General features: G+C 69.7%; 19 protein-coding genes. 8 read left to right on the plus strand and 11 right to left on the minus strand.

The window, feature by feature from the left end; all coding sequences use genetic code 11:
- Positions 1-116: 116 nt before the first annotated feature.
- The gene (locus B7P44_RS24575; protein WP_084908558.1) at positions 117-866 is read left to right on the plus strand and encodes an SDR family oxidoreductase; all 750 of its coding nucleotides are present in this window, start codon (positions 117-119) and stop codon (positions 864-866) included.
- A gap of 66 nt (positions 867-932) precedes the next feature.
- Here B7P44_RS24575 and B7P44_RS24580 read toward each other — a convergent pair whose 3' ends face one another.
- Together B7P44_RS24580 and B7P44_RS24585 are read right to left on the minus strand one after the other, a co-directional pair.
- On the minus strand, positions 933-2,594 hold the full coding sequence (locus B7P44_RS24580; protein ID WP_084908559.1) for a glycoside hydrolase family 32 protein: 1,662 nt from the start codon (positions 2,592-2,594) through the stop codon (positions 933-935).
- Between the two features lie 139 nt (positions 2,595-2,733).
- Positions 2,734-4,311 (minus strand): glycoside hydrolase family 68 protein, encoded by a 1,578-nt coding sequence (locus tag B7P44_RS24585; RefSeq protein ID WP_084908560.1) that lies wholly within the window; start codon positions 4,309-4,311, stop codon positions 2,734-2,736.
- 174 nt (positions 4,312-4,485) lie between these two features.
- On the opposite strand from B7P44_RS24585, the gene B7P44_RS24590 reads away from it, so the two are divergent.
- The 5 genes from B7P44_RS24590 to B7P44_RS24610 all read left to right on the plus strand — a co-directional run bounded on the left by B7P44_RS24590 (position 4,486) and on the right by B7P44_RS24610 (position 9,600).
- Entirely contained in the window at positions 4,486-5,514 is a 1,029-nt protein-coding gene (locus tag B7P44_RS24590; protein WP_084908561.1) for a LacI family DNA-binding transcriptional regulator, read from the plus strand.
- 369 nt (positions 5,515-5,883) lie between these two features.
- Positions 5,884-6,570 (plus strand): type 1 glutamine amidotransferase domain-containing protein, encoded by a 687-nt coding sequence (locus B7P44_RS24595; RefSeq protein ID WP_084908562.1) that lies wholly within the window; start codon positions 5,884-5,886, stop codon positions 6,568-6,570.
- A gap of 147 nt (positions 6,571-6,717) precedes the next feature.
- Entirely contained in the window at positions 6,718-7,827 is a 1,110-nt protein-coding gene (locus tag B7P44_RS24600) for an NADH:flavin oxidoreductase/NADH oxidase (RefSeq protein ID WP_084908563.1), read from the plus strand.
- 137 nt (positions 7,828-7,964) lie between these two features.
- The gene (locus B7P44_RS24605; protein ID WP_084908564.1) at positions 7,965-9,035 is read left to right on the plus strand and encodes an AI-2E family transporter; all 1,071 of its coding nucleotides are present in this window, start codon (positions 7,965-7,967) and stop codon (positions 9,033-9,035) included.
- Positions 9,036-9,225: 190 nt separating this feature from the next.
- Positions 9,226-9,600, plus strand: a complete 375-nt coding sequence (locus tag B7P44_RS24610; RefSeq protein WP_084908565.1) for a hypothetical protein — start codon at positions 9,226-9,228, stop codon at positions 9,598-9,600.
- A 15-nt stretch (positions 9,601-9,615) separates the two neighbouring features.
- On the opposite strand, the gene B7P44_RS24615 is transcribed toward B7P44_RS24610, so the two are convergent.
- Positions 9,616-10,410, minus strand: coding sequence for an SDR family NAD(P)-dependent oxidoreductase (locus B7P44_RS24615; RefSeq protein WP_084908566.1), 795 nt, complete (start codon positions 10,408-10,410; stop codon positions 9,616-9,618).
- Positions 10,411-10,850: 440 nt separating this feature from the next.
- Here B7P44_RS24615 and B7P44_RS24620 point away from each other — a divergent pair, with 440 nt between their 5' ends.
- Positions 10,851-11,711, plus strand: coding sequence for an AraC family transcriptional regulator (locus tag B7P44_RS24620; protein ID WP_084908567.1), 861 nt, complete (start codon positions 10,851-10,853; stop codon positions 11,709-11,711).
- Here the strand turns inward: B7P44_RS24620 and B7P44_RS24625 are convergent.
- The 7 genes from B7P44_RS24625 to B7P44_RS24655 form a co-directional block, all read right to left on the minus strand.
- Positions 11,708-12,295, minus strand: coding sequence for a LysE family translocator (locus B7P44_RS24625; protein ID WP_084908568.1), 588 nt, complete (start codon positions 12,293-12,295; stop codon positions 11,708-11,710). The genes B7P44_RS24620 and B7P44_RS24625 overlap by 4 nt on opposite strands.
- 107 nt (positions 12,296-12,402) lie before the next feature.
- On the minus strand, positions 12,403-13,854 hold the full coding sequence (locus tag B7P44_RS24630; protein ID WP_084908569.1) for a heavy metal sensor histidine kinase: 1,452 nt from the start codon (positions 13,852-13,854) through the stop codon (positions 12,403-12,405).
- The gene (locus B7P44_RS24635; RefSeq protein ID WP_084908570.1) at positions 13,851-14,555 is read right to left on the minus strand and encodes a heavy metal response regulator transcription factor; all 705 of its coding nucleotides are present in this window, start codon (positions 14,553-14,555) and stop codon (positions 13,851-13,853) included. The genes B7P44_RS24630 and B7P44_RS24635 overlap by 4 nt, the downstream gene beginning before the upstream one ends.
- Before the next feature lie 19 nt (positions 14,556-14,574).
- Positions 14,575-16,041 (minus strand): efflux transporter outer membrane subunit, encoded by a 1,467-nt coding sequence (locus B7P44_RS24640; protein WP_084908571.1) that lies wholly within the window; start codon positions 16,039-16,041, stop codon positions 14,575-14,577.
- Positions 16,038-17,270, minus strand: coding sequence for an efflux RND transporter periplasmic adaptor subunit (locus B7P44_RS24645; RefSeq protein ID WP_084908572.1), 1,233 nt, complete (start codon positions 17,268-17,270; stop codon positions 16,038-16,040). Before B7P44_RS24645 ends, B7P44_RS24640 begins: the two co-directional genes overlap by 4 nt.
- Before the next feature lie 37 nt (positions 17,271-17,307).
- A complete protein-coding gene (locus tag B7P44_RS24650) occupies positions 17,308-20,541 on the minus strand; it encodes an efflux RND transporter permease subunit (protein WP_084908573.1) in 3,234 nt (1,077 codons plus the stop codon).
- 168 nt (positions 20,542-20,709) lie between these two features.
- Positions 20,710-21,456, minus strand: coding sequence for a Crp/Fnr family transcriptional regulator (locus B7P44_RS24655; protein WP_084908574.1), 747 nt, complete (start codon positions 21,454-21,456; stop codon positions 20,710-20,712).
- A 164-nt stretch (positions 21,457-21,620) separates the two neighbouring features.
- On the opposite strand from B7P44_RS24655, the gene B7P44_RS24660 reads away from it, so the two are divergent.
- A complete protein-coding gene (locus tag B7P44_RS24660) occupies positions 21,621-23,276 on the plus strand; it encodes an acyl-CoA synthetase (protein ID WP_084908575.1) in 1,656 nt (551 codons plus the stop codon).
- Positions 23,277-23,295: 19 nt separating this feature from the next.
- On the opposite strand, the gene B7P44_RS24665 is transcribed toward B7P44_RS24660, so the two are convergent.
- Positions 23,296-23,727, minus strand: a complete 432-nt coding sequence (locus B7P44_RS24665; protein WP_084908576.1) for a YqaA family protein — start codon at positions 23,725-23,727, stop codon at positions 23,296-23,298.
- Positions 23,728-23,748: the final 21 nt, after the last annotated feature.

Genomic DNA, 23,748 nt, shown 5'->3' on the forward strand with positions numbered 1-23,748 from the left:
GCACGATCGAACGTTCGAAGTTTTCGAACATGTTCGCCGCGCACGCGGCACGGCAACGCGCGGCTTCACGCGCATCATGCGTTCACGGTCATTCAACCGGTTCACTGGAGAACAACATGGAACGCTTTATCGGCAAAACGGTGCTCGTCACGGGCGGTAGCAGCGGGATTGGCCTCGCGGCCGCACAGGCTTACGCGGCGGAAGGCGCGCGCGTGATCATCACGGGGCGCGATCCGCAGACGCTCGACACCGCGCGGCGCACGCTCGGCGGCGATGCGCTCGCGATCCGCAACGACGCGAGCAGCGTCGCGGCGGCCCGCGAACTGGCGGACGCGATCGCCGCGGCGGGCGCACGGCTCGATGCGGTATTCATCAACGCGGGGATCGCGAAACTCGTGCCGTTCCAGGAGTCCGACGAAGCGTTCTGGGATCGCGTGTTCGACACCAACGTGAAGGGCGCGTACTTCCAGATCCAGGCGCTCGTTCCGTTGCTGAACCGGGGGGCGTCGATCGTCCTCAACGGCTCGATCAACGCGCATGCCGGCATGCCGGGCACATCGGTCTACGCGGCGAGCAAGGCGGCGCTCGCGTCGCTCGCGAAGACGCTGTCGACGGAACTGCTGCCGAACGGCGTGCGCGTGAATGTCGTCAGCCCGGGGCCGGTCGAGACGCCGCTATACGACAAGCTCGGGTTCGACGCCGCGACGCTCGAGGCGACCGCCGGGAAAATCCGGGCGCTCGTGCCGATCGGCCGGTTCGGCACGCCGGCGGAGATCGCATCGACCGTGCTGCACCTGAGCGCGGCGGAATCGGCGTTCATCGTCGGCGCGGACATCATCGCATCGGGCGGGATGGGCGTGCTTTGACGGAGCGGGCCGGCCGGCGCTGGCCGGCTCGCGTACCCGCCGCGGCGCGATTGCCGGCCGGGATGCTCACTGCGCGCAGCACGCCCGATCTGCCCGGCATGTGCGATCGGCATCGTCCTGCCGAGCGAGATTCGTCACCGTCAGCCCGCCGAACGTCGCGCCGCCATGCTCCGCGAACACGGCGACGCGGTCGGCGTCGCCGGGCGGGAAGATCAGGTCGGTGATCGCGGTGCGGCCGTGGCCGGCGAACACTTCGACCGAGCCGCGATCGACGACGATCTCGAGCGTCAGGCGGCCATGATCGAGCGGCAGGTTCACGATGTGCTGGCGGCTGAACGCGTTGGAAAAATTCGCCTCGCCCGATTGCGACCGGTCGAGCGTCAATGTCTGCTTCGCCGTGTCGTAGACGATCCGCGTGCCGATCGCGCCATCCGCCGAGCGCCGCACGACGAGCCCTGCGCGGGCGGCCGACTGCGTCGTGAGCGTCAGCGTGATCCGTTGCACCGTGCCGCGCGTCGCGGCCGGCAGTTCGCGCGTCGCCGACGCGACGCTCACATCGCCGAGATGCGTCGAGGGCCGGTCGTCCGCCCACGCATCGAATGCGGGAGCCGGCGTGACGACGAGCCGCGGCTCGCCGTCGATCGTCTTCAGCGCGAACGCGCGCGGCAGCGTCATCGCGCCGCGCCACGGCGTGGTCGGCGCCTTGGCCGCATAGTCCCAGTTGCTCATCCACGCGATCCCGACCGGTTGCGCGCCCGGCGCGCCGGAGAACGTGCCGGCCGCGTAGAAGTCCGCGCCGTGATCGACCCAGCGGAATTGCACGGGATCGGCGCCGGCGGGCGCGACGCGCTCGGGCGTGAAGGTGCGGCCGTCGAAGTCGCCGACGAAATACATCGCCCCCGAGCCGCCCGCGATCGACCACGGATTGACATTGACGATCATCACCCACCTGATTCGCGCCGGATCGCCGTCGAGCGGCAATGGAATCAGGTCGGGCATTTCCCACAGCGCGCCGTCGTGCGGCACGCCGGGGAGCGTGAAGTCGCTCAGGAACGCCCAGTGGATCAGGTCGTCGGAGCGGTACAGCTTCACGACCTGCGCATCGGCGACGACCGTCGTCATCAGCCAGTACCCGCCCGGCGCGTACCACGACACCTTCGGGTCGCGGAACTGCTTCGATTCCGGATCGAGCGTGAGCACCGGGTTGTGCGCGTACGGCAGCCAGGTCGCGCCGTGATCGACGCTGTACGCGAGCGACTGCGCCTGGGTGCCGGGCGCGTGGCCGGAACCTGCCTTGTAGACGCTCGTATACAACGCGACGAGCGGCGCCTGCCCCGGCGCGCCGAGGCCGGACGTGTTGCGGGTATCGGCGACGATCGAGCCGGAGAAGAATTCCTCGGTCGCGTTCGCGTGCATCGCGACCGGCTGCTCGCGCCAGTGGACGAGGTCGGTGCTGATGGCGTGGCCCCAGGACATGTTGCCCCAGTCGTTGCCGGCCGGATTGAACTGATAGAACAGGTGATAGCGGCCGTTCTCGTAGACGAGGCCGTTGGGATCGTTCATCCAGTTGCGCCGCGGCGTGTAGTGGATCGCGGGCCGCCATTGCGGCGTGCCGTCGGCGGCGGGCGCGGCGCAGGGGGCGATGTATGGCGCGGCGGCGTGCGCGCCGGCCGTGCACGCGAGCAGCAGCGCCGTGCGAAAGGGAAAGCGGGGTAGCGTGAATCTCATGCGTGGTTCCAGGCTGCGTTCGGCAAAGCGGACCGCCGCGCGCTGCGCGCCGGATGCGGATTGGCGGCGCCGCGCGCGGCAGGCAGAGGGTGACGGCGGGACGCGCGCACGGGACACGCCCGATGCGCGCGCCTGCGCATTACTGCGCGTTGCCGTCGTTGTGGCCGGGACCTTGCGCGGGCAGGTTCGCCGGGATGTCGCCGTAGCCGCCGAGACCGCCGCGGCCGTACTTGCGGTCGACCGCCGTCGACGTGCCGTTGATGTTGACCTTCACCGTGGGCGCGAGCGTGCCGCCGCGGCGCGGGCCGATCGCGTCGATGAACGACTCGACGCGCCCGCCCGGCATCACGTAGTGCGAATACGACTGGAATTCGCGCGGGTTCTGGTTCGGGTCCTGATAGTACGGCTGGCCGGCCGGCGCCGAGAAGTCGGTCGGGTTGCCGAGCACGAGGCCGCTGCCGCCGTTCAGCGGCAGGAAGTCGCTGCGGATGCCGTTGCCGACGAAGCCGTACACGCCGTCCGGGCCGTCGACGCCCGCCGCCATCGTGTTGCGGTGGCTGATCGTGAACAGGTAGTACTTGCCGTCCTTCAGGTAGATCTGCGGACGCTCGGTCTGGTCGTCCACGCAGTTCGCCGACAGGATCGGCGGCAGGAACTTCCATTCGGTCAGCTGCGGGTTCGTCGCGACCGCGAGGCCGACGTTGGCCTTTTGATACACTGCGCCCGAATTCATCACCGCGTTGAGGTCTTCCCTGTACGGATCGTTGGGCGCGTAGCCGAGGTCGGCTTCGGTGCAGGTGCGCGCGCCGCGCGGGCCGCCCGTGTTGCCCTCGAACACCATGTAGGTCTTGCCCGGGTGCGCGGGGTCGGTGAACACGAACGGGTCGCGGAACGAGAAGTAGGTGTTCTGCTGGCCCGTCTGGTAGTAGTTGCCGTCCGGCTGCAGCAACGCCTTGTGATCGTCGAAGCCGCTGAACCACACGTGCTTGTCGTCGGCGTGGATGTGGCCGTCGGCGCGCGTGATGATCGCCTGCGGCGGCGTGATGTCGGCGCCGCCCGGCGCCGAGCGGTTGAACGACGTCGCGGTGTAGTACAGGCTGACGTTGTCGCCGTGCGTGAGGCGCGCGGAGCCCGACCATTCGGCGTTGTTGGTCATCGGCGCGGTGCCGAACACCTTGGCGCTCGCGCCGTCCGGGAACAGGTGGCCGCCCCAGGTCCAGCCGCCGTTCGCCGGCCGCTGCGACGCGGGAATGCCCGCGCGGCGGTAGAAGAAGCCGATCCGCGCGTGCACGTGGCGGTCGTCGAACGTGTAGCCGGCATGCGGGTCGGCGGTGAGCGAGAAGATCACCTCCCAGCCCTTGTAGCTGAGCTGGTTCGCGCGCAGGTCGGCGAGGGGCCACGTGTCCCAGACCCAGACGTTCGAGTTGATCAGCGGGAAATCCTGCGGGATGTCCGGCATCGTCAGCGCTTGCGGCAGCGAATTCCGGTCGGCGCCGGCGGTGTGCGACTGCGCGACGATCTGGCGGATGTCGGCGCGGGTCCAGCGCATCGTGAAGCTGCTGTCGGGATCGTAGGCCTGCTGCGAGTGGGGCGTGGGCATGGGCGCGCGCGTGCCGCCGGACTGCGCGTGCGCGACGGCCGCGAAGGCGGCGAGTGCGCCGCCAGCGAGCAGCAAACGTTTGCCCGAGAGCGAGCGGAAAAGGGGAAAGTAAGTCATCTCGGCGTTGTTTCGATTGACGGTGAAAGGGAACAGCTGAGGGTGGCATCGATGTCCAAACCGGTTCGGATGCTATTTCAAACCGGTTTGGAAATCAAAAGATATTTATTTGACGGTAATGCTTACCAGGCGGAAATAATTGCCCGGAACGGAGTCGGCCGGGTGCAACGTGAAATGCGAGGAACGACGGTGAAGGTGAATCTGAAGGCGCTCTCGGATGCGCTCGGGCTGTCGCGCACGACGGTCAGCCGGGCGCTGAACGGCTATGACGACGTGAGCGAGGCGACCCGCGAACGGGTGATGAAGGCCGCGCGCGACATGGGCTATGTGGCGGACCCGACCGCGCGCCGCCTCGCGACCGGGCGGGCGGACGCGATCGGGATCGTCTATCCGTTCGGCGCGGGCGATCTCGGCGATCCGCGTTTCGGCGAGGTCGTCGCGGGGATCACCGAGCGGCTCGCCGAGCGCAACCTGGATTTCTTCATCGTGTCCGCGCGCCCGAATGCGGAACTGGACACCTACCGGCGGCTCGTCGACGGCAAGCTCGTCGACGGGCTGATCGTCGCGCGCACGCTCGTCGACGATCCGCGCCTCGCGTTCCTCGAGTCGCGCAGCTTTCCGTATGTCGCGTATGGCCGCACCGATCGCGTGGAGCCGTACGCGTGGTTCGATTTCGACAACGCGGCCGGCGCGAAGGCGGCCGTCGAGCGGCTGATCGGGTTCGGGCACCGGCGCATCGCGATGATCGGCGCGCCGCTGACGCTGAATTTCGCGGCGCAGCGGCGCGCGGGCTTCGACGCCGCGCTGCGCGAGGCCGGCATCGAGGCGGATCCGGCGCTGCGGGTCGAGTGCCCGTTCTCGCGCGACGGCGGCCTGCAGGCGGCGCGCGCGCTGCTCGCGCTCGCCGAGCCGCCGACCGCGGTGTTCGTCGACAACAACATCGCGGGCGGCGGCGCGTTTCGCGCGATCGTCGACAGCGGACGGCGGCTGGGCGAAGACCTGTCGCTGATCGTCTACGACGGGGTGCCCGACGACGTCGCGCATCCGCACCGCGTGACCGCGATCGTACAGCCTACCGGGCACGCGACCGGACGGTCGCTCGCGGAACTGATGCTCGGGATGATCGACGGCGGCGGGCGCGGGCAACGGCTCGAAAGGCCGGTCATCGAACCAGGGGACACGGACGGGCCGCCGCGCGGGTAGCGCTCGGTGCGCGGCCGGCCTCGCACCGGCCCGCGATGAAATCCATGACGACCATAAGGTCGAATCCTCATTTTCTAGACGACTGGTCTAATTGGCGGCTATCATCCAGCCTGACGAATGCAGCGGCGCCTGACCGGCGCGGCTGCCGGGTTGGCGCGATGGGCCACTCGCGAGTTTGAGCGATGTCATCGGGCTTCATTGAGGATGTTGCCGAGACGACTGGTCTAATAGAAAGTTGATATGCCGCATCTCGATCACGCGCACCGCGCATCGACGTGCCATATTGGATTAACCGGCAGGCGCGCCGCCGGCACGCCGCCGCGCGCGATGCGCGGCTCTGTTTCACCCCTTTCGAAGGAGTGCCCGATCATGAAGATTCTGGTTGTCCTGACGTCGCACGACACCCTGGGCGATACCGGGAAGAAGACCGGCTTCTGGCTCGAGGAGCTGGCGGCGCCGTACTACGCGTTCAAGGACGCGGGCGCGCAACTGACGCTGGTGTCGCCGCTGGGCGGACAGCCGCCGCTCGATCCGAAGAGCAGCGATCCGGCCGCGCAGACCGACGCGACCCGCCGCTTCGAAGCCGACGCGGCCGCGAAGGCCGAGCTGGCCGCCACGCGCAAGCTGGCCGACGTATCGCCCGACGACTACGACGCGGTGTTCTATCCGGGCGGCCACGGCCCCCTGTGGGATCTCGCCGAGGACCTGCATTCGGTGTCGCTGATCGAGCGCACGCTCGGCGCGGGCAAGCCGGTCGCGCTCGTGTGCCACGCGCCGGGCGTGCTGCGCCACGTGAAGGACCCGAAGACGGCCGAATCGGTGGTGCGCGGCAAGCGCGTGACCGGCTTCACGAACAGCGAGGAAGCCGCCGTCGAGCTGACCGAGGTCGTGCCGTTCCTCGTGCAGGACATGCTCGAGACCAACGGCGCGCGCTACGAGCGCGGCCCCGACTGGGTGCCGCACGTCGTGGTCGACGGGCTGCTGATCACCGGCCAGAACCCGGCGTCGTCGGCGCCGGCGGCCGACGCGCTGCTCGCGCAGCTCAGGCGGGCGTAGCCCGCGCGCGGCGCCGAACGTTGCGGCGCCGCCCGTTTCCGTCGCCCGCCGGCCCGTGCCGGCGGGTTTCTCCGATCGTTCCGCCGCGCGGCGCGCGGCGGGCGTACCCGTGCTGTAGTTTTGCAGAACCAATCAAAGGAGTCGTGGATGTCTGCCCTGTTCGAACCGTTCAAACTCAAGGATGTCACGCTGCGCAACCGGATCGCGGTACCGCCGATGTGCCAGTACGTCGCCGAAGACGGCGTCGTCAACGACTGGCATCACGTGCACCTCGCCGGCATCGCGCGCGGCGGCGCGGGCCTCGTGATCGCCGAGGCGACCGCGGTGTCGCCGGAAGGCCGCATCACGCCGGGCTGCACGGGGCTGTGGAACGACGCGCAGGCGGCAGCGTTCGCGCCGTCGGTCGCGGCGATCAAGGCGGCCGGCGCGGTACCGGGCATCCAGCTCGCGCACGCGGGCCGCAAGGCGAGTGCGAACCGTCCGTGGGAAGGCGACGATCACATCGCCGACGGCGATCCGCACGGCTGGCCGACCATCGCGCCGTCGGCGGTGCCGTTCGGCGCGCACCTGCCGAAGGTGCCGCGCGAGATGACCCACGACGACATCGCGCGCGTGCAGGCGGATTTCGTCGCGGCGGCCAAGCGCGCGCGCGACATCGGCTTCGAATGGCTCGAGCTGCATTTCGCGCACGGCTATCTGGGCCAGAGCTTCTTCTCGGTGCATTCGAACCAGCGCGACGACGCGTACGGCGGCTCGGCCGACAATCGCGGCCGCTTCCTCGTCGAGACGCTCGCGGCCGTCCGCAAGGTTTGGCCGGAGCACCTGCCGCTGACCGCGCGGTTCGGCGTGATCGAATACGACGGCCGCGATGAAGAGACACTCGCCGAATCGATCGCGCTCACGCGGCGCCTGAAGGCGGAAGGGCTCGACCTGCTGAGCGTGTCGGTCGGCTTCTCGACGCCCGACGCACAGATTCCGTGGGGCCCGGCGTTCCTCGCGCCGATCGCCGAGCGGGTGCGCCGCGAGGCCGGGCTGCCGGTCGCGTCCGCGTGGGGGATCGACACGCCGCAGCTCGCCGAACGCGTGGTCGCGGACCAGCAGCTCGATCTCGTGATGGTCGGCCGCGCGCACATGGCCGATCCGCACTGGCCGTACTACGCGGCGAAGCAGCTCGGCGTCGAGCGGGCGTCGTGGACGCTGCCCACGCCGTACGCGCACTGGCTCGAGCGCTACAAGATCGCGGCCAAGGCGGCCTGACCCCGGGTGCACCATCGCGCGCGGGCAGGGACGCACCGCGCGCGATGGCTGATCCGGCACCGACGCCGATAGAATGGCGGTTCGCGCGACGCATGTCGCCTCGCGCGAACCGCCGTTTTTCTTTCGACAGAGGGTTCATGGGCGCAAACGTACCGCCGTCTTCCGACTCCGCCGCGCGTCCGGGCGCGCAACAGATCGCGCGGGTGATCCTGTACGCGGGGCTGCTGGCGCTCGCGCTGTGGGTGATCCGCGCGTTCATCCCGGCGATCGCGTGGGCGTGCGTGATCGCGATCGCGTTGTGGCCGCTGCTCAAGCGCTTCGAGACGCATCGGCTGTTCCGCGAGCGGCCGACCGTCGTCGCAACCGTCATCACGGCCGCGGTGTCGCTGCTCGTCGTGCTGCCGGTGGCGATCGCGCTGATCCAGGCGATCGGGCAGGCGCACGATCTGCGCGAGTGGCTGCGCACGGTCCAGGACAACGGCATTCCGGTGCCGGACGTGGTCGCCCGGCTGCCGTTCGGCGCGCCGCAGGTTGCCGCGTGGTGGCAGGCCCATCTCGGGCATCCGCTGCATGCGGAGGCCGCGATGAAGGGCGTCAACAGCGAGACGTTCATCGCGTTCGGCCGGCACTTCGGCTCGAAGCTCGCGCACGCGGTGCTCGAATTCGGCTTCATGCTGGTCACGCTGTTCGTGATCCTGCGCGCGGGCCACAAGCTGTCGGGCGCGCTGCTGCAGGGCGTGCAGCGCGCGTTCGGCGGCAACGGCGCGCAGCTGATCGAGCGGATGGCGGCCGCTGTGCACGGCACGGTGACGGGCCTCGTCGTGGTCGGGCTCGGCGAAGGCGCGCTGCTCGGCGTCGCCTACGTGCTCGCGGGCGTGCCGCACGCGGCGCTGCTCGGGCTCGTCACGGCGATCGCCGCGATGCTGCCGTTCTGCGCGCCGATCGTGTTCTGCGGCGCGGCGCTGTGGCTGTTCGTGCAGGGCGCGACCGCGTGGGCGGTGGCGGTCGCCGCGATCGGCTTCGTCGTCGTGTTCGTCGCCGAGCACTTCGTGCGGCCGGTGCTGATCGGCAGCTCCGCACGGCTGCCGTTCCTGCTCGTGCTGTTCGGCATTCTCGGCGGCGCCGAGACGTTCGGCCTGCTCGGCCTGTTCATCGGCCCCGCGCTGATGACCGTGCTCACGATGCTGTGGGCCGAGTGGGTCGCCTGACGAACGGCGTGCCGCGTCGGGCGGCGTCGGCAATGGCGTCGCAACATTGCTTCACGATTTGCGTGCGCGCCGAGCCGCGCCGTAGCAGGCTCGCACACGCATCTTCACAAAACTTTTTCGATCCGGCCCCGAAGGTCGAGTAGCATGGGGCTTTCGACCGCGCCGGCGAGGCGCAACAGATTTTCCCAGCATGCGATCGATCCCGATGTCCCGGCCCGCAGCGACGCTCTCCCTGGCGGCCGGCTGCCTGATGATCAGCGGCTGCGCGTGGTTTGAGGCGCTGCTGCCGTTTTCGTATTCGCGCCTGCCGGTGCCGCGGGCCGCGTCCGCGCGCGGCGCGACGCGCGCCGACGTCATTCGCGCGGGCGGCAACCCGCGCAGCGTGTGGATGGTCCGCAACGGCAGCGGCGTCTGCTACAACTACCGGCTCGACCACGGCGACCAGTATCGGCCGTATTTCGTCGTGTTCGACGAGGCGGGCGTCGTCACGCGCCATGGCTTCGAGACCTGCATGGACGCCGATCGCAAGGGGCTGCTGCAGACGAAGAAGGTCAGCGCGCGGTAGCGCGCCCGGCGGCCGTCACGCGATCGTATCGACCACGCCCCCATCGACCCGCAGCGCGGCGCCCGTCGTCGCCGACGACTGCGGCGAGCACACGTACACCACCAGGTTCGCGACTTCCTCCGGCGTCGCCGGCCGCTGGATGATCGAGCTCGAGCGATGCGTGCGCACGAATTCGATCGCGACTTCGTCGACGCTGCGGCCGGTCTCGTCGGCGGTTTCCTTCAGCAGCGTGCGCACGCCTTCCGACAGCGTCGGCCCCGGCAGCACCGAGTTGACGGTGACCCGGCTGCCGGCCGCGAGCTTCGCGAGCCCGCGCGCGATCGACAGCTGCGCGGTCTTGGTGAAGCCGTAGTGGATCATGTCGACCGGAATGTTCAGCCCCGATTCCGACGAGATGAACACGACCCGCCCCCAGTCGCGTTCGAGCATTCCCTTCATGTAGTGGCGCGCGAGCCGCACGCCGGACATCACATTCATCTGGAAGTAATGCGACCACTCGGCGTCGTCGATGTCGAAGAACGGCTTCAGGCCGTAGACGCCCGCATTGTTGACGAGGATGTCGGCCTGCGGCGCGGCGCGCGTTACGCGTGCGGCGCCGTCCGCGTCGGACAGGTCGGCGGCGACGCCTTCGACGGTCGCACCCGGTGCGGCGCCGCGCAGGTGTGCGAGCGCGGACTGCACCGACGTTTCGCTGCGTCCGTTGACGACGAGGCGTGCGCCGGCGCGCGCGAGCCCTTCGGCGATCGCCAGCCCGATGCCGGCGGTGGAAGCGGTGACGACCGCGGTCTTGCCACTCAGATCGATGTGCATACGTGTGAAGTGCGATGGGTGGACGAAAGCCGCCGGGCCTGCCGCGGCGGCCGGAATTCCAAGCTTAGGCGAAACCGCGCGATTCGCTAGGGTCTGTTCACGCTAATAACGGGCTTGTGCTGGCCGTCAGAAGGGCCGAGCGCAAGGAATGCGACGCAGCGAATACCGGGCGTATTCGCAAGTAGCATGACGCGGCGATCGGCCCTTCTGGCGGCCAGTCCCAAGAGAGATTTTTTTAGTTACGAGAACGTGCGTTGCCGGCCGTATTGCGGCGTCGCGCGTCGCGTGTTTGGCTCGGCCAAGCGGCGCTCCTTGCACTCCGACCGGCAACGCACGTTCGCAAGCCCGTTATTAGCGTGAACAGACCCTGGACGCGATTGCCTCGCGCGGGACGGTCCTGTACCGTATGCGTTCGCTGTCCGATCCGGGAGCTTGTCCGCGTGAGCCGTTCCGTCAAACCCGCCGTGCCGTCGCCGTTCTGGCGCGACGCCGCGCTGCCGTTCATCGAGGCGCGCACCGTCGACGACGGGCGCACGATCTGCTACGCGAAGCACACGCACGACACGTTCTCGCTCGGCGCGGTGGTCGGCGGCACGAGCACCTACGTGAACGGCGCGACGAAGGAGCGCATCGGGTCCGGCGCGCTCGTGATCATCGATCCCGAACAGGTGCATGCGTGCAATCCGTACGGGCGCGACGCGTGGGCCTACCGGATGGTGTACGTCGACGTGCCGTGGCTCGCACGGCTGCAGCATGCGCTCGGCCGCGATCCGAACACGGATTTTCACGGGTTTTCGCAGACGTCGAGCGTGCGGCGCGACCTGTTCGCGCAGTTCGGCCGCTTCTACCGGACGCTCGTCGCGCCCGGCATCGAGCCGCTCGGCAAGGAAAGCGCTGCCGTCGAGTTCTTCACGCAACTGCACGACGCGCTGGATCCGGCCGCGCCGCGCGCACAGAGCGCGGCCGACAATGCGAAGCTCGCGCGCGCCGCCGACTACATCGCCGCGCATTGCCGCGACGCGGTGACGCTCGATGCGATCTGCGCGGCGGCCGAGCTGTCGCCGTCGTACCTGATCCGCGCGTTCAACGCGCGCTACGGGATGACGCCGCACGCGTTCCTGATCGACCGCCGCGTACAGTACGGCCGCGCGGAGCTGCGCCGCGGCCGGCCGATCGCGGACGTCGCGCTCGACGCGGGGTTCGCCGACCAGGCGCATTTCCAGCGCGCGTTTCGGCGCATCGCGGCGGCGACGCCGGGGCAGTATCGCGGCGCGGCCGGCGTTTCGCGAATCGCTCGCTAGACGTCGAGCAGATAAAGCGCGCTGCCCGCGAGCAGCAGCGCCATCAGCCGGTTGAACACGCGCATGCTGCGCGCATTCGCGAGCCGGTGCCGCAGCGACGCCCCCGCATACGACCAGCACGCGATCGACGCGAAACAGATCACCAGATACAGCGCGGCGAACTGCCCGATCAGCACGCGGTCGCCGTCGGCCGCGTACGCGCCCATCGCGGCGACGCACGCGAGCCATGCCTTCGGATTCAGCCATTGCATCGCCGCGCCCGCGGCCGCGGACGGGCCGGCGACCTGCGCGTCAGTCGACAGCCGGCCGTCGTCGAGCGCGAGGCGCAGCGCCATGTACAGCAGGAACGCGATGCCGGACCATTGCGTCGCGGTCGTCAGCACCGGCCAGCGCAGGAGCGCCGCGTGCAGGCCGAGGCCGATCAGCAGGAACAGCGCGACGAAGCCGAGCGTCGCGCCCGCCGCGTAGCGCAGGCTCGCGCCGAGGCCGTAACGCGCGCCGGAACTCAGCGCGACGATGTTGACGGGACCGGGGGTGATCGACGACGCGAGCGCGAACGCCGCCATTGAAACCAGAATGCTCATCCAATGCCTCCATACGAATTGAACGTCGTATGGAGGCTAAGGGAGCAGGGCGGGCCGGTATTGAAGAAAACTGCCCTCGGCAGGCGGCGCGAATTTCCGAACGGACGTCAGTGCAGCGCGCGCGGCGCGTGCGCCGTTGCGGGTACGCCGGTCGCGCGGGCCGGTTCCGCTTCGGGCGGTTCGTCGGCCGCGCACGGCGGCGCCGCGACCGAAAATCCGAACGTATTGATGCCGCCGGCGCAGGCGACGAACACGCTGCCGCCGTGCATCTCCGCGACCGCCTTGACGATCGACAGCCCGAGCCCGTGGTTTTCCTTGCTGTTCGCGCGCGCCTCCTCGAGCCGGTAGAAACGCTCGAACATGTGCGCGCGCTGGCCGACGTCGATCGGCTCGCCGGGGTTCGCGACCGACACCTCGACGACCGCGTCGCGCTGCGAGATCGTCACGCGCAGCATCGCGCCCGGCGTCGAATGCTGGATCGCGTTGATCAGCAGGTTCGTCATCGCGCGGCGGAACAGCGACGGATCGACGCTCGCGCGCGCGTCGCCGTGCAGCTCGGCGCGCAGTTGCGCCTCGTCGAGCGGGATCTCGAGGAAATCGAGCATGCGCCGCACTTCGTCGGCGAGCGACACGTCCTTCAGGTCGGTCGCGCGTTCGCCGCGATCGCTGCGCGACAGGAACAGCATGTCGTTGACGATCACCCGCAGCCGCTCGAATTCCTCGAGGTTCGACTGCAGGGTCTGGCGCATCCGGTCGACCGAGCGGTCGCGGCTCGTCAGCGCGACCTGGGTCTGGCCGATGAGGATGCTGACCGGCGTGCGCAGTTCGTGCGCGACGTCCGCGTTGAACGCCTCGAGCCGCTCGTACGCCTGCTGGATGCGTTCGAGCGCGCCGTTGAACGACGCGGCGAGGTCGCGCAGCTCGGCGGGCAGCGCGTCGGTCTGCAGCCGCTGGTGCCGGTTCGCGGAGCCGATGGCCGCCGCTTCCTGCGACATGCGCTCGAGCGGCGCGAGCCCGAAGCGCGCGACCGTGCGGCCCAGCAGCAGCGTGACGCCGGTCGCGAATGCGATCAGCGCGGCCAGCGTCCAGCCGTAGCGGCGCAGCATCCGCTGCGTGCGCTCGCACGACGTCGCGACGATCAGCGTCAGGTCGGGGCGCTCGCCGCTGCCGGCCACCGTGACCGTCTTCGTCATCACGTCGTAGCTGCTGTCGTTGAGCCGGTAGCGCTGGAACGCGCCGAATGGCGCGCCGTGCGGCGTGCCGTCCACCGCGCGCCCGAACCGGAACGCCGGATTCGGGCCGTCGACCCGGTAGTGCGTCGAACCGTCCGGCGGCTCGAGATCGGCGAGCTTCTCCTGCGTGACGTGCCATCGTGCCGGCGTGGTCGCGTGCGACACGATCATCTCGACCACCTTGGTGCGCGTGTCGAGCGTCGCGCGCAGCTCGGCGAACAGCTGCCGCTCCATCATCACGAACAGGCCGCACCCGACCAGCGTGAACACGACGAACGACACGATGCCGAACATCGCGGACAGGCGCAGCGCGATCGAGCGTTTCATGCGTGCCTCTCTGCGTCGCCGTCCTCGCGCGCCTCGCGTTCCTCGAGTACGTAGCCCATCCCGCGGATCGTGTGCAGCAGCTTGTCGGCGAACGGGCCGTCGAGCTTCGCGCGCAGGCGCTTGATCGCGGTCTCGACGACGTTCGCGTTGCTGTCGAAATTCACGTCCCACACGAGCTCGGCGATCGTCGTCTTCGACAGCACCTCGCCGCTGCGGCGCGCGAGCACGCCGAGCAGCTGGAACTCCTGCGCGGTCAGGTCGAGGCGGGTGCCGTCGCGCGTCGCGCGGCGGCCGATCAGGTCGACCCGCAGGTCGCCGATCGAGATCAGCGTCGATTCCTGCACGCGCGCGCGGCGCGTGAGCGCACGCAGCCGCTCGATCAGCTCGAGGAACGAGAACGGCTTGGTCAGGTAGTCGTCGGCGCCGCCGCGCAGGCCGCGCACGCGGTCGTCGACGCGGTCGCGCGCGGTCAGCATGATCACCGGCGTCTGCTTCTGCGCGCGCAGCGCGCGCAACACGCCGAAGCCGTCGAGCTTCGGCAGCATCACGTCGAGCACCACCACGTCGTAGTCGAATTCGACGGCTTTCCAGGCGCCGTCCTCGCCGTCGAGCGCGGTGTCGACGACCCAGCCTTCCTCGGCGAGCCCGCTTTTCAGGTATTCGACCACCTTCGGTTCGTCTTCGACGATCAGGACTTTCATGTCGGTGTCCGTTGTCTGGTTAGTGGGCGTCCGCGACCGCGGACGGCGCGCCGCCGTCCCAGCCGCCGCCGAGCGCCTTCGCGAGGAACACGACGAGCGCCGCGCGCTGGCCCTGGATCTGCGCCGCCTGCCGTTCGCTCGTCAGCAGTTGCTGCTCGGCGGTCAGCACGTCGATGAACGGCGTCAGGCCGCCCGCATAGCGGTCCTGCGCGAGCGACACGAGCTTGCGCGCGTCGCCGACGGCCGCGGCGGCCTGCCGCGCCGCCTCGTCGAGCACCGACAGGCCGGTGACCGCATTTTGCACCTCCTGGAACGCGGTCAGCACGGTCTGCCGGTAATTCGCCTGCGCGGCGACGTAGCCGGCCTGCGCGAAATCGACGCCGGCCTTCAGCCGGCCGCCCTCGAACAGCGGCTGGCTCAGCGACGCGCCGACCGACCACAGCAGCGCCGGCACCGTGAACAGCCCGGAGAAGCGCGTCGCATCCCAGCCGATGCCGGGCGACAGCGTGATGCGCGGGAAGTACGCGGCGCGCGCGACGCCGATCTGCGCGTTCGCCGAGGCCATCGCGCGCTCGGCCGACGCGACGTCGGGGCGGCGCTGCAGCAGGTCGCTCGGCACGCCGGTCGGCAGCGCGGGCGCGTTGATCGGCACGACGCGCGGCGGCAGCGAGAACGCCGGCGCGGGCGTGCCGACCAGCGTCGCGATCGCGGTCTCGACCTGCGCGCGCTGCTGGATCAGCAACTGCGCCTGCGTGCGGGTCGCGTCGAGCTGCGCACGCTGCTGCAGCAGGTCGAGGCCCGACACCGCGCCGAGGTCGTGACGCGCGGACACGTAGTCGAGCGCCTTCTGCTGCAGGTCGACCGAACGCTTGACGACGTCGATCTCCGTGTCGAGCTCGCGCAGCGCGAAATAGCTCGACGCGAGATCGGCGGTCAGCACGAGGCGCGCGTTCGCGAAATCGTCGCGCGCCGCAGCGGTGCTCGCCTGCGCCGATTCGACGCTGCGCCGCACGCGGCCGAACAGGTCGAGCTCGTAGCTGACGCTCGCGCCGACTTGGATCTCGTTCTGCACGGTCGACACGCTTTTGGTCGCGTAGTTGGTTTGCGGCCGGTCCGAGGAAATCCTGAAGCGCTGGCCGCTCGCGTTCAGGTTCACGGCCGGATACTGCGCGGACGCGACCGACGCGAGCGTCGCCTTCGCCTGGTCGTAGCGCGCGGCGACGACCTTCAGGCTCTGGTTGTTGCGCAGCGCGTCGGCTTCGAGCGCGTCGAGCTGCGGATCGCCGAACGCGGTCCACCACGCCGGCGCGAGCGGCGCATGCGCGGGCGCGGCCGGATGCCAGTAAGCGTCGGCCGGGTCGAGCCGCCACGCGGCGGGCGTGTCGACGTCGGGGCGCCGGTAGTCGGGGCCGACCGTGCAGCCGGCGAGGGCGGCGAGCGCGACGGCGACGGCGGCCGGCCGCAGCGCGAGGCGGGCGCGCGTCACGCCTTCGCTCCCGCCGCGGCGCCGGACGCGGGCTTCGGCGCCGGCTTCACGACGACGACCTGATCGCCGTTCGCGAGCGAATCGCTCGGGTTCACGACGAGGCGATCGTCGGGCGTCACGCCGCCGTCGATCTCGAGCGTCTGGCCGATCGTGCGCACGACGGTCACCGGCTTCAGCCGGATCTGCCCGTGCGCGTCGACGCTCGCGACCGTCGGGCCTTCCGCGCGGAACAGCAGCGTGTTGGCCGGCACCGACAGGCGGCCGACCGGCGTGGTCGGCAGCGTCGCCTGCACGTAGGCGCCGGGCAGCAGCCGTCCGTCCGGGTTCGGCAACGTGATCTCGATCTGCAGCGAACGCGTGGCGACGTCGATCGCCTCCGACGTGCGCGTGATCGTGCCGTCGAAGGTCTGGCCCGGCAGCTCGGCCTGCGCGACCGTCACGCGCTGGCCGGTCTTCACCTGCTGCGCGTACGCCTGCGGCACCTGCACGTACAGGCGCAGCCGATCGGCCTGCACGACGGTGAACAGCGACCGGCCCGCGTTGCCCGAGCTGACGAGGTCGCCGACGTCGACGTTGCGCTGCGTGACGATGCCGTCGATCGGCGCGACGATGCGCTGGAAGCCCTTCAGCTCGGTGAGGCGGCGGACATTCGCGTCGGCCGCGGCGAGGTTCGCGGCGCCCTGGTTGTACGCGCCCTGGCGGTCGTCGAGCTCCTGCTGCGAAACCGCGTCGCGCTGGCGCAACTGCTGCGCGCGCTCGAACGACGTCTTCGCGAGCGCGAGCGCGGCCTGCGCCTGCTGGCGCTGCGCGCTCGCCTGCGCGAGCTCCTGGTTCAGCTCCGGCGTGTCGAGCTCGGCGAGCAGCTGCCCCTGCTTCACGTGCGCGCCGATGTCGGCCTGCCAGCGCAGCACGTAGCCGTTCGCGCGTGCGAAGATCGGCGCCTCGACGAAGCCGCGCAGCGTGCCGGGCAGCGTCAGCCGGCCGCCCGACGCGGCGTCGACGGGATGCACGACGCTCACGTACTGGCGCGCGTTCTGCACGGTCAGCGCATCGAGCCGGTTGCGGTTCACGACGTTGGTGACGATCGTGCGCGCCGCGCCTGCCGCCAGCAGCACGCCGACCACGATCAGCACGATTCGCGCACGGCGCCGGACGCCCGCCCGCGCGGGCAGGTCGAGCCCGTGTTCGTCCACCTGGATGCCGACGGAGCTGTGATGTTTCTCTTCCATGAATTCAACCGGTCTATATGCGAAGCGGGAACAGAACCTAGCGCGCGCGCCGCCGCGCGAGCCGCGCATGCACGCCGGCGAACACGAGCGGGACGAACAGCAGCGTCGAGACGGTCGCGAACAGCAGCCCGCCGATCACCGCGCGGCCGAGCGGCGCGTTCTGCTCGGCGCCTTCGCCGAGGCCGAGCGCCATCGGCACCATGCCGATGATCATCGCGAGCGCGGTCATCAGCACCGGGCGGATGCGGGTTGCGCCGGCCTCGAGCGCGGCAGTGAGCGGCGGCGCGCCGGCCGCGAGGCGCTGGCGCGCGAACGACACGACGAGAATGCTGTTCGCGGTCGCCACGCCCACCGTCATCACCGCGCCTGTCAGCGCGGGCACGCTCAGGTGCGTGCTGGTGATGAACAGCATCCACGCGATGCCGGCGAGCGCGGCGGGCATCGCGCTGATGATGATCAGCGGGTCGAGCCACGACTGGAAATTCACGACGATCAGCAGGTAGACGAGCACGATCGCCATCGCGACGCCGGCGCCGAGGCCGAGATACGACGTGCGCATCGTCTCGATCTGGCCGCGCATCGTCAGCGCGGTGCCGCGCGGCAGCGTCGCGCGCGCGTCCGACACGAGGCGGTCGATCTCGTTCGCGACCGAGCCGAGGTCGCGGCCCTCGACGCTCACGTATAGGTCGATCGCCGGGCGGATGTTGAAGTGCGTGATCACGGCCGGCTCGCTCGCGGTGCGCACCTGCACGAGGTTGCCGAGCAGCTGCAGCGGCTCGCCGGTGCGTCCGGCCGACACGGGCGTGCCGAGCAGGTCGCCGACCGAGCCGATGTCGTATTGCGGGGTCTGAATCGCGAGCGGGTACTGCACGCCGGTCTTCGGGTTGACCCAGAACGACGGCGTCGTCTGCGCGCTGCCCGACAGCGAGATCAGCATGTTCTGCGCGACGTTCTGCGCGGAGAGGTTGAGCTGCTGCATGCGCGTACGGTCCATGTCGGCTACCAGGGTCGGCTGGTCGTTGCGCTGCAGCACGTGCGCGTCGACCGCGCCGGGGATTTGCCTGACTTTTTTCATCAGGCGGCTCGCGATTGCCATGTTACTCGCGAGGTCGTTGCCGAGCACCTGCACGTCGATCGCCGCCGGCTGACCGAAGTTGAGGATCTGCGTGATGATGTCCGACGGCTGGAAGAAGAACTCGGCGCCCGGGAAGCGTTCGGGCAGCCGCGCGCGCAGCGTCTCGACGTAATGCTGAGTCGGCGCGTGGCCGGGCTTCAGCGCGATCAGGATCTCGCCGTCGAGCGAGCCGATCGTGCCCGCGTTGCTGTACGACAGGTTGATGCCGCTGATCGGCTGCCCGAGGTTGTCGACGATCGCGCCGAGCTCGTCCGGCGGCACGATCTCGCGCACCACGCGTTCGACCTCGTCCGCGAGGCGCGCGGTCTCCTCGATCCGGTAGCCGGTCGGCGCGCGCATGTGCAGCCGGATGTTGCCGGAATCGGCGTTCGGGAAGAAGTCGCGGCCGAGCGCGAACACGAGCCCCGTCGACAGCATGCAGAAGCCGAGGAAGCACATCGCGTAGAAGCGGCGGCGCACGAGCAGCAGGCTGAGCAGCACGATGTACGACGCGCGCAGCCGCTCGAACGCGTGATTGAAGCGGTGATGGATGCGCGCGAAGCGCGACGTCGAATGATCGGGCCCGACGCTCGCCTGCTGCGGGCGGAACAGCAGCATCGCCATCGTCGGCACGAGCGTGCGCGACAGCACGTACGATGCGAGCATCGCGAACACCACGGCCTCGGCGAGCGGCACGAACAGGTAGCGCGCGACGCCCGTCAGGAAGAACATCGGCACGAACACGATGCAGATGCACAGCGTCGACACGAACGCCGGCACCGCGATCTCGCCCGCGCCTTCGAGAATCGCGTCGTGCAGGCCGGTGCTGAACGACGACCCCCACGCTCCCTTCGGTCGCTGCCCCCCGAGGGGGGCGCTCGGCACGCTTGGGGCGACCCGGCGCATGCCGAGATGCAGGTGGCGCTCGATGTTCTCGATCGTCACGGTCGCGTCGTCCACCAGGATGCCGACCGCGAGCGCGAGCCCGCCGAGCGTCATGATGTTGATGGTCTCGCCGAGCGCCGACAGCGCGATCAGCGATGTGAAGATCGACAGCGGGATCGAGATCGCGATGATCAGCGTGCTGCGCCAGTTGCCGAGGAACAGCAGGATCATCATCGCGGTCAGCACGGCGGCGATCAGCGCCTCGTGGATCACGCCCTGCACGGCGGCGTTGACGAACACCGACTGGTCGAACAGCGGCGTGATCGTGAGGCCCTCGGGCAGCGTCGGCTCGACCTTCGGCAGCAGCGCCTTCAGGTCCGACACGACCTTCAGCGTCGATGCGTCGCCGCTCTTGAGGATCGACACCAGCACGCCGCGCTGGCCGTTCTGGCGCACGACGTTGGTCTGCGGCGAGAAGCCGTCGCGCACGGCCGCGACCTCGCCGAGATAGGTGGTCGCGCCGTTCACCGTCTGCAGCGGGATGTGGCTGATGTCGGCGATCGTGTCGGCCGACGCGTTGGTGTCGATCCGGTACTCGGTCTGGCCCATCTTCGCGGTGCCGGTCGGCAGCACGAGGTTCTGCGCGTTGACCGCGTTGACGACGTCGGCGGGCGTGAGGCCCTTCGACATCAGCGCCTTCGAATCGATGTCGACCGCGACGACGCGCGTGCGGCCGCCGTACGGGAACGGCACCTGCGCGCCGGGGATCGTGATCAGCTGCGGGCGCAGGAAGTTCAGCGCGATGTCGGCGAGCGACTGCTCGCTCAGCGTCTTGCTCGACAGCCCGAGCTGGATCACCGGGATGCTCGACGCGGAATAGGTGATCACGAGCGGCGGCGTCGCGCCCTGCGGCATCTGCCGGACGATCGCCTGCGCGGACGACACCGTCTGCGCGATCGCGGTCTGCACGTTCGCGCCCGGCTGCAGGAACACCTTGACGACGGCCGTGCCGGGCAGCGTCGTCGATTCGACGTGCTGGATGTTGTTGACGGTCGTCGTCAGCACCCGCTCATGCACCGCGGTGATGCGGTTCGTCATCTCCTTCGCCGACAGCCCGTTGTAATTCCAGATCACGCTGATGACCGGGATGTCGATCGACGGCAGCACGTCGACGGGGGTGCGCATCAGCGCGAGCGGGGTGGCCAGCACGATCATGATGGCCATCACGATGAACGTGTACGGGCGCCTGAGCGCGAGGTTGACGATCCACATGGAGGCAGCGGGGCAGGCGGCGGTCGGGCGTTGATGAAGGGCACACGAATGATAGGCGGGCGCCCGGCACGGGTCACTGACGCGAAACTGGCGGGATTGTCAGGTTGGCCTGCCCGCGCGTCGCGCCGGATTCGTCAGACGTGAATCGTGCGGGCGCCGCCGCGTGCTTCAGATCTGCTCCATCCCGACCCGCGCGAGCGCCGCCAGGTCGACGACCTCGATCTGGTTGTACGCGAGCCGCAGCACGCCGCGCTTCTCGAGCTGCTGCAGCGCCTGGTTGATCCGCTGCCGCGACACGCCGACCAGCATCCCCAGTTCCTCCTGCGAAATCGCCAGCGCCGGCCCGGTATCCGGGTACAGGTCCGGGTTGAACAGTTGCGCGAGCGCCTGCGCGACGCGCGCGTCGACGTCGAGCAGCCGGCTGTTCTGGATCGACGCGATGAACTCGCCCATCCGGTTGTTCAGCTGGTGGATCACGAAGCGCGTGAACGGCAGGCTGCTGTCGAGCAGCGCGTGGAACGTGTCGGCCGGCACGAACAGCACGGTCGAGCGCTGGATCGCGACGACCTCGTACTTGCGCGGCTCGCGCTTGATCACGCTGCCTTCGCCGAACCAGCCGCCCGACGGCACGCCGGAAAACGTGCAGCCGCGCCCCGACGCGTTGAAGATCGCGAGCTTTAGCAGCCCGCGGTGCACGCCGATCCAGTATTCGGACGGCGCGAGCCGCTGCGCGATCACGTCGCCGGCTTCGCGGCATTCGACGCGCGACTGCGCGAGCACGAGCGCCTGGTGTTCGGGCGCGAGCGCGCGGAACCATGCGCACTGGCCGAACAGCGCGGACGCGGACCGCGGGCCGGGTTCGGGCGGCGCGTCCGGCGCGGGCGCGTCGAGGGGGGCGAGAACGTCGTCGTGCATGGCTGCGGGTTTGCGAGGATAGGGATAACGCGCGGGGCGCGCGGGGCGCTCTGTCGTTTCGATGACAGACGTTCCACAATATCGCCCGTTAGGCTATCCCGGATTGAACCACATCAAAACGATTCGAGGCGCCCGCGCCTCGGCTCGACAAAGGAGACAGGACCATGACGCAGATGTTCGAAGCCGGCCTCGAGCGCCGCGACGCCAACTACGCGCCGCTCACGCCGATCGATTTCCTCGTGCGCTCGGCCGAGGTGTACGGCGACCGCCTCGCGATCGTGCACGGCGACGTGCGGCGCACCTGGGGCGAAACCCATGCGCGCGCGAAGCAGCTCGCGAGCGCGCTCGCGCAGGCCGGCGTCGGCCGCGGCGAGACCGTCGCGGCGCTGCTGCCGAACATCCCTGCGATGGTCGAGGCGCACTTCGGCGTGCCGATGGCGGGCGCCGTGCTGAACACGATCAACACGCGGCTCGACATCCCGTCGGTGCTGTTCATGCTGCGCCACGGCGAAGCGAAGGTGCTGATCGTCGATACCGAGTACGCGGACCTCGCGCACCGCGCGGCGCTGGAAATCCCGGGGTTGAAGATCGTCAGCGTCGCCGACGCGATGCCGGCGGACCCCGCGCGCTTCGCCGGCGCGACCGACTACGAGGCGTTCGTCGCCGGCGGCGACGCCGACTTTGCATGGACGCCGCCCGCCGACGAGTGGGACGCGATCGCGCTGAACTACACGTCCGGCACGACCGGCGACCCGAAGGGCGTCGTCTACCACCATCGCGGCGCGTACCTGGCGGCGCTCAGCAACATCCTCGAATGGGACATGCCGAAGCACGCGGTCTACCTGTGGACGCTGCCGCTGTTCCACTGCAACGGATGGTGCTTCCCGTGGGCGGTCGCGGCGCGCGCGGGCGTGAACGTGTGCCTGCGCAAGTTCGACGCGAAGACCGTGTTCGACCTGATCCGCCGGGAACGCGTGACGCACTACAGCGGCGCGCCGATCGTGCAGAGCGCGATCGCGAACGCGCCGGCCGAATGGCGCGAAGGGATCGACCACACCGTGCACGCGATGGTCGCGGGCGCGGCGCCGGCGCCGTCCGTGATCGCGAAGATGAAGGAGATCGGCTTCGACCTGCTGCACGTGTACGGGCTGACCGAGGTCTACGGCCCGGCGACCGTGTGCGCGAAGCAGTCGCACTGGAGCGAACTGCCCGACGACGAGTGCGCGCGGCTCAATGCGCGGCAGGGCGTGCGCTACCACCTGGAGGCGGGCGCGACGGTGCTCGATCCGGACACGATGGCGCCGGTGCCGGCCGACGGCGAGACGCTCGGCGAGATCATGTTCCGCGGCAACATCTGCATGAAGGGCTACCTGAAGAACCCGCACGCGACGGACGAGGCGTTCCACGGCGGCTGGTTCCATACCGGCGATCTCGCGGTGCTGTCGCCGGACGGCTACATCCGCATCAAGGACCGGAAGAAGGACATCATCATCTCGGGCGGCGAGAACATCTCGAGCATCGAGGTCGAGGACGCGCTGTACCGGCATCCGGCGGTCGCGGTCGCGGCGGTGGTCGCGATGCCCGACCCGAAGTGGGGCGAGGTGCCGTGCGCGTTCGTCGAGCTGCGCGAAGGGATGAGCGCGACCGAGGAGGAGATCGTCGCGCATTGCCGGCAGTTGCTCGCGGGCTTCAAGGTGCCGAAGGCCGTGCGTTTCGGCGAGCTGCCGAAGACGTCGACCGGCAAGATCCAGAAGTTCCAGCTGCGCACCGCGGTCGGCTCGGACAAGGCGATCGACCTGGCGGGAGGCGGGAAGAAGTAAGCGGCGGCGCGCGTGGCCGTCAATGCGGCACGAGCCACGCGATCGCCAGATAGCGGCCGACCTTCGCGAGCGTGACGATCGCGAGGAAGCGCGGCAGCGGCTCGCGCAGCACGCCGGCGATCACGGTCAGCGGGTCGCCGATCACGGGAGCCCAGCTCAGCAGCAGCGACCAGTGGCCCCAGCGCGCGTACCAGCCTTCGGCCCGCGCGAGCGCCGCCGGCTTCACCGGGAACCAGCGCCGGTCGCGCAAGCGCTCGATCCCGCGGCCGAGCGCCCAGTTGATCGTCGAGCCGGCGACGTTGCCGACGCTCGCGACGAGCACCAGCGCCCAGGCCGGCTCGCGGCCGGCGAGCAGCAGGCCGGCGAGCACGGCTTCGGACTGGAGCGGGAACAGGGTCGCGGCGACCAGCGATACGGCGAACAGGCCGCCGTAGGTGAGGAATTCGGACATCGCGCGATTGTACCGGCCGCG

Source organism: Burkholderia ubonensis subsp. mesacidophila (assembly GCF_002097715.1).
Lineage (GTDB): Bacteria > Pseudomonadota > Gammaproteobacteria > Burkholderiales > Burkholderiaceae > Burkholderia > Burkholderia mesacidophila.

Bases quoted from the DNA above. Each gene is read 5' to 3' on its own strand.
- B7P44_RS24575 (WP_084908558.1), top strand. From the start codon at position 117: ATGGAACGCTTTATCGGCAAAACGGTGCTCGTCACGGGCGGTAGCAGC.
- B7P44_RS24580 (WP_084908559.1), bottom strand. From the start codon at position 2,594: ATGAGATTCACGCTACCCCGCTTTCCCTTTCGCACGGCGCTGCTGCTC.
- B7P44_RS24585 (WP_084908560.1), bottom strand. From the start codon at position 4,311: ATGACTTACTTTCCCCTTTTCCGCTCGCTCTCGGGCAAACGTTTGCTG.
- B7P44_RS24590 (WP_084908561.1), top strand. From the start codon at position 4,486: ATGCGAGGAACGACGGTGAAGGTGAATCTGAAGGCGCTCTCGGATGCG.
- B7P44_RS24595 (WP_084908562.1), top strand. From the start codon at position 5,884: ATGAAGATTCTGGTTGTCCTGACGTCGCACGACACCCTGGGCGATACC.
- B7P44_RS24600 (WP_084908563.1), top strand. From the start codon at position 6,718: ATGTCTGCCCTGTTCGAACCGTTCAAACTCAAGGATGTCACGCTGCGC.
- B7P44_RS24605 (WP_084908564.1), top strand. From the start codon at position 7,965: ATGGGCGCAAACGTACCGCCGTCTTCCGACTCCGCCGCGCGTCCGGGC.
- B7P44_RS24610 (WP_084908565.1), top strand. From the start codon at position 9,226: ATGCGATCGATCCCGATGTCCCGGCCCGCAGCGACGCTCTCCCTGGCG.
- B7P44_RS24615 (WP_084908566.1), bottom strand. From the start codon at position 10,410: ATGCACATCGATCTGAGTGGCAAGACCGCGGTCGTCACCGCTTCCACC.
- B7P44_RS24625 (WP_084908568.1), bottom strand. From the start codon at position 12,295: ATGAGCATTCTGGTTTCAATGGCGGCGTTCGCGCTCGCGTCGTCGATC.
- B7P44_RS24630 (WP_084908569.1), bottom strand. From the start codon at position 13,854: ATGAAACGCTCGATCGCGCTGCGCCTGTCCGCGATGTTCGGCATCGTG.
- B7P44_RS24635 (WP_084908570.1), bottom strand. From the start codon at position 14,555: ATGAAAGTCCTGATCGTCGAAGACGAACCGAAGGTGGTCGAATACCTG.
- B7P44_RS24645 (WP_084908572.1), bottom strand. From the start codon at position 17,270: ATGGAAGAGAAACATCACAGCTCCGTCGGCATCCAGGTGGACGAACAC.
- B7P44_RS24650 (WP_084908573.1), bottom strand. From the start codon at position 20,541: ATGTGGATCGTCAACCTCGCGCTCAGGCGCCCGTACACGTTCATCGTG.
- B7P44_RS24655 (WP_084908574.1), bottom strand. From the start codon at position 21,456: ATGCACGACGACGTTCTCGCCCCCCTCGACGCGCCCGCGCCGGACGCG.
- B7P44_RS24660 (WP_084908575.1), top strand. From the start codon at position 21,621: ATGACGCAGATGTTCGAAGCCGGCCTCGAGCGCCGCGACGCCAACTAC.
- B7P44_RS24665 (WP_084908576.1), bottom strand. From the start codon at position 23,727: ATGTCCGAATTCCTCACCTACGGCGGCCTGTTCGCCGTATCGCTGGTC.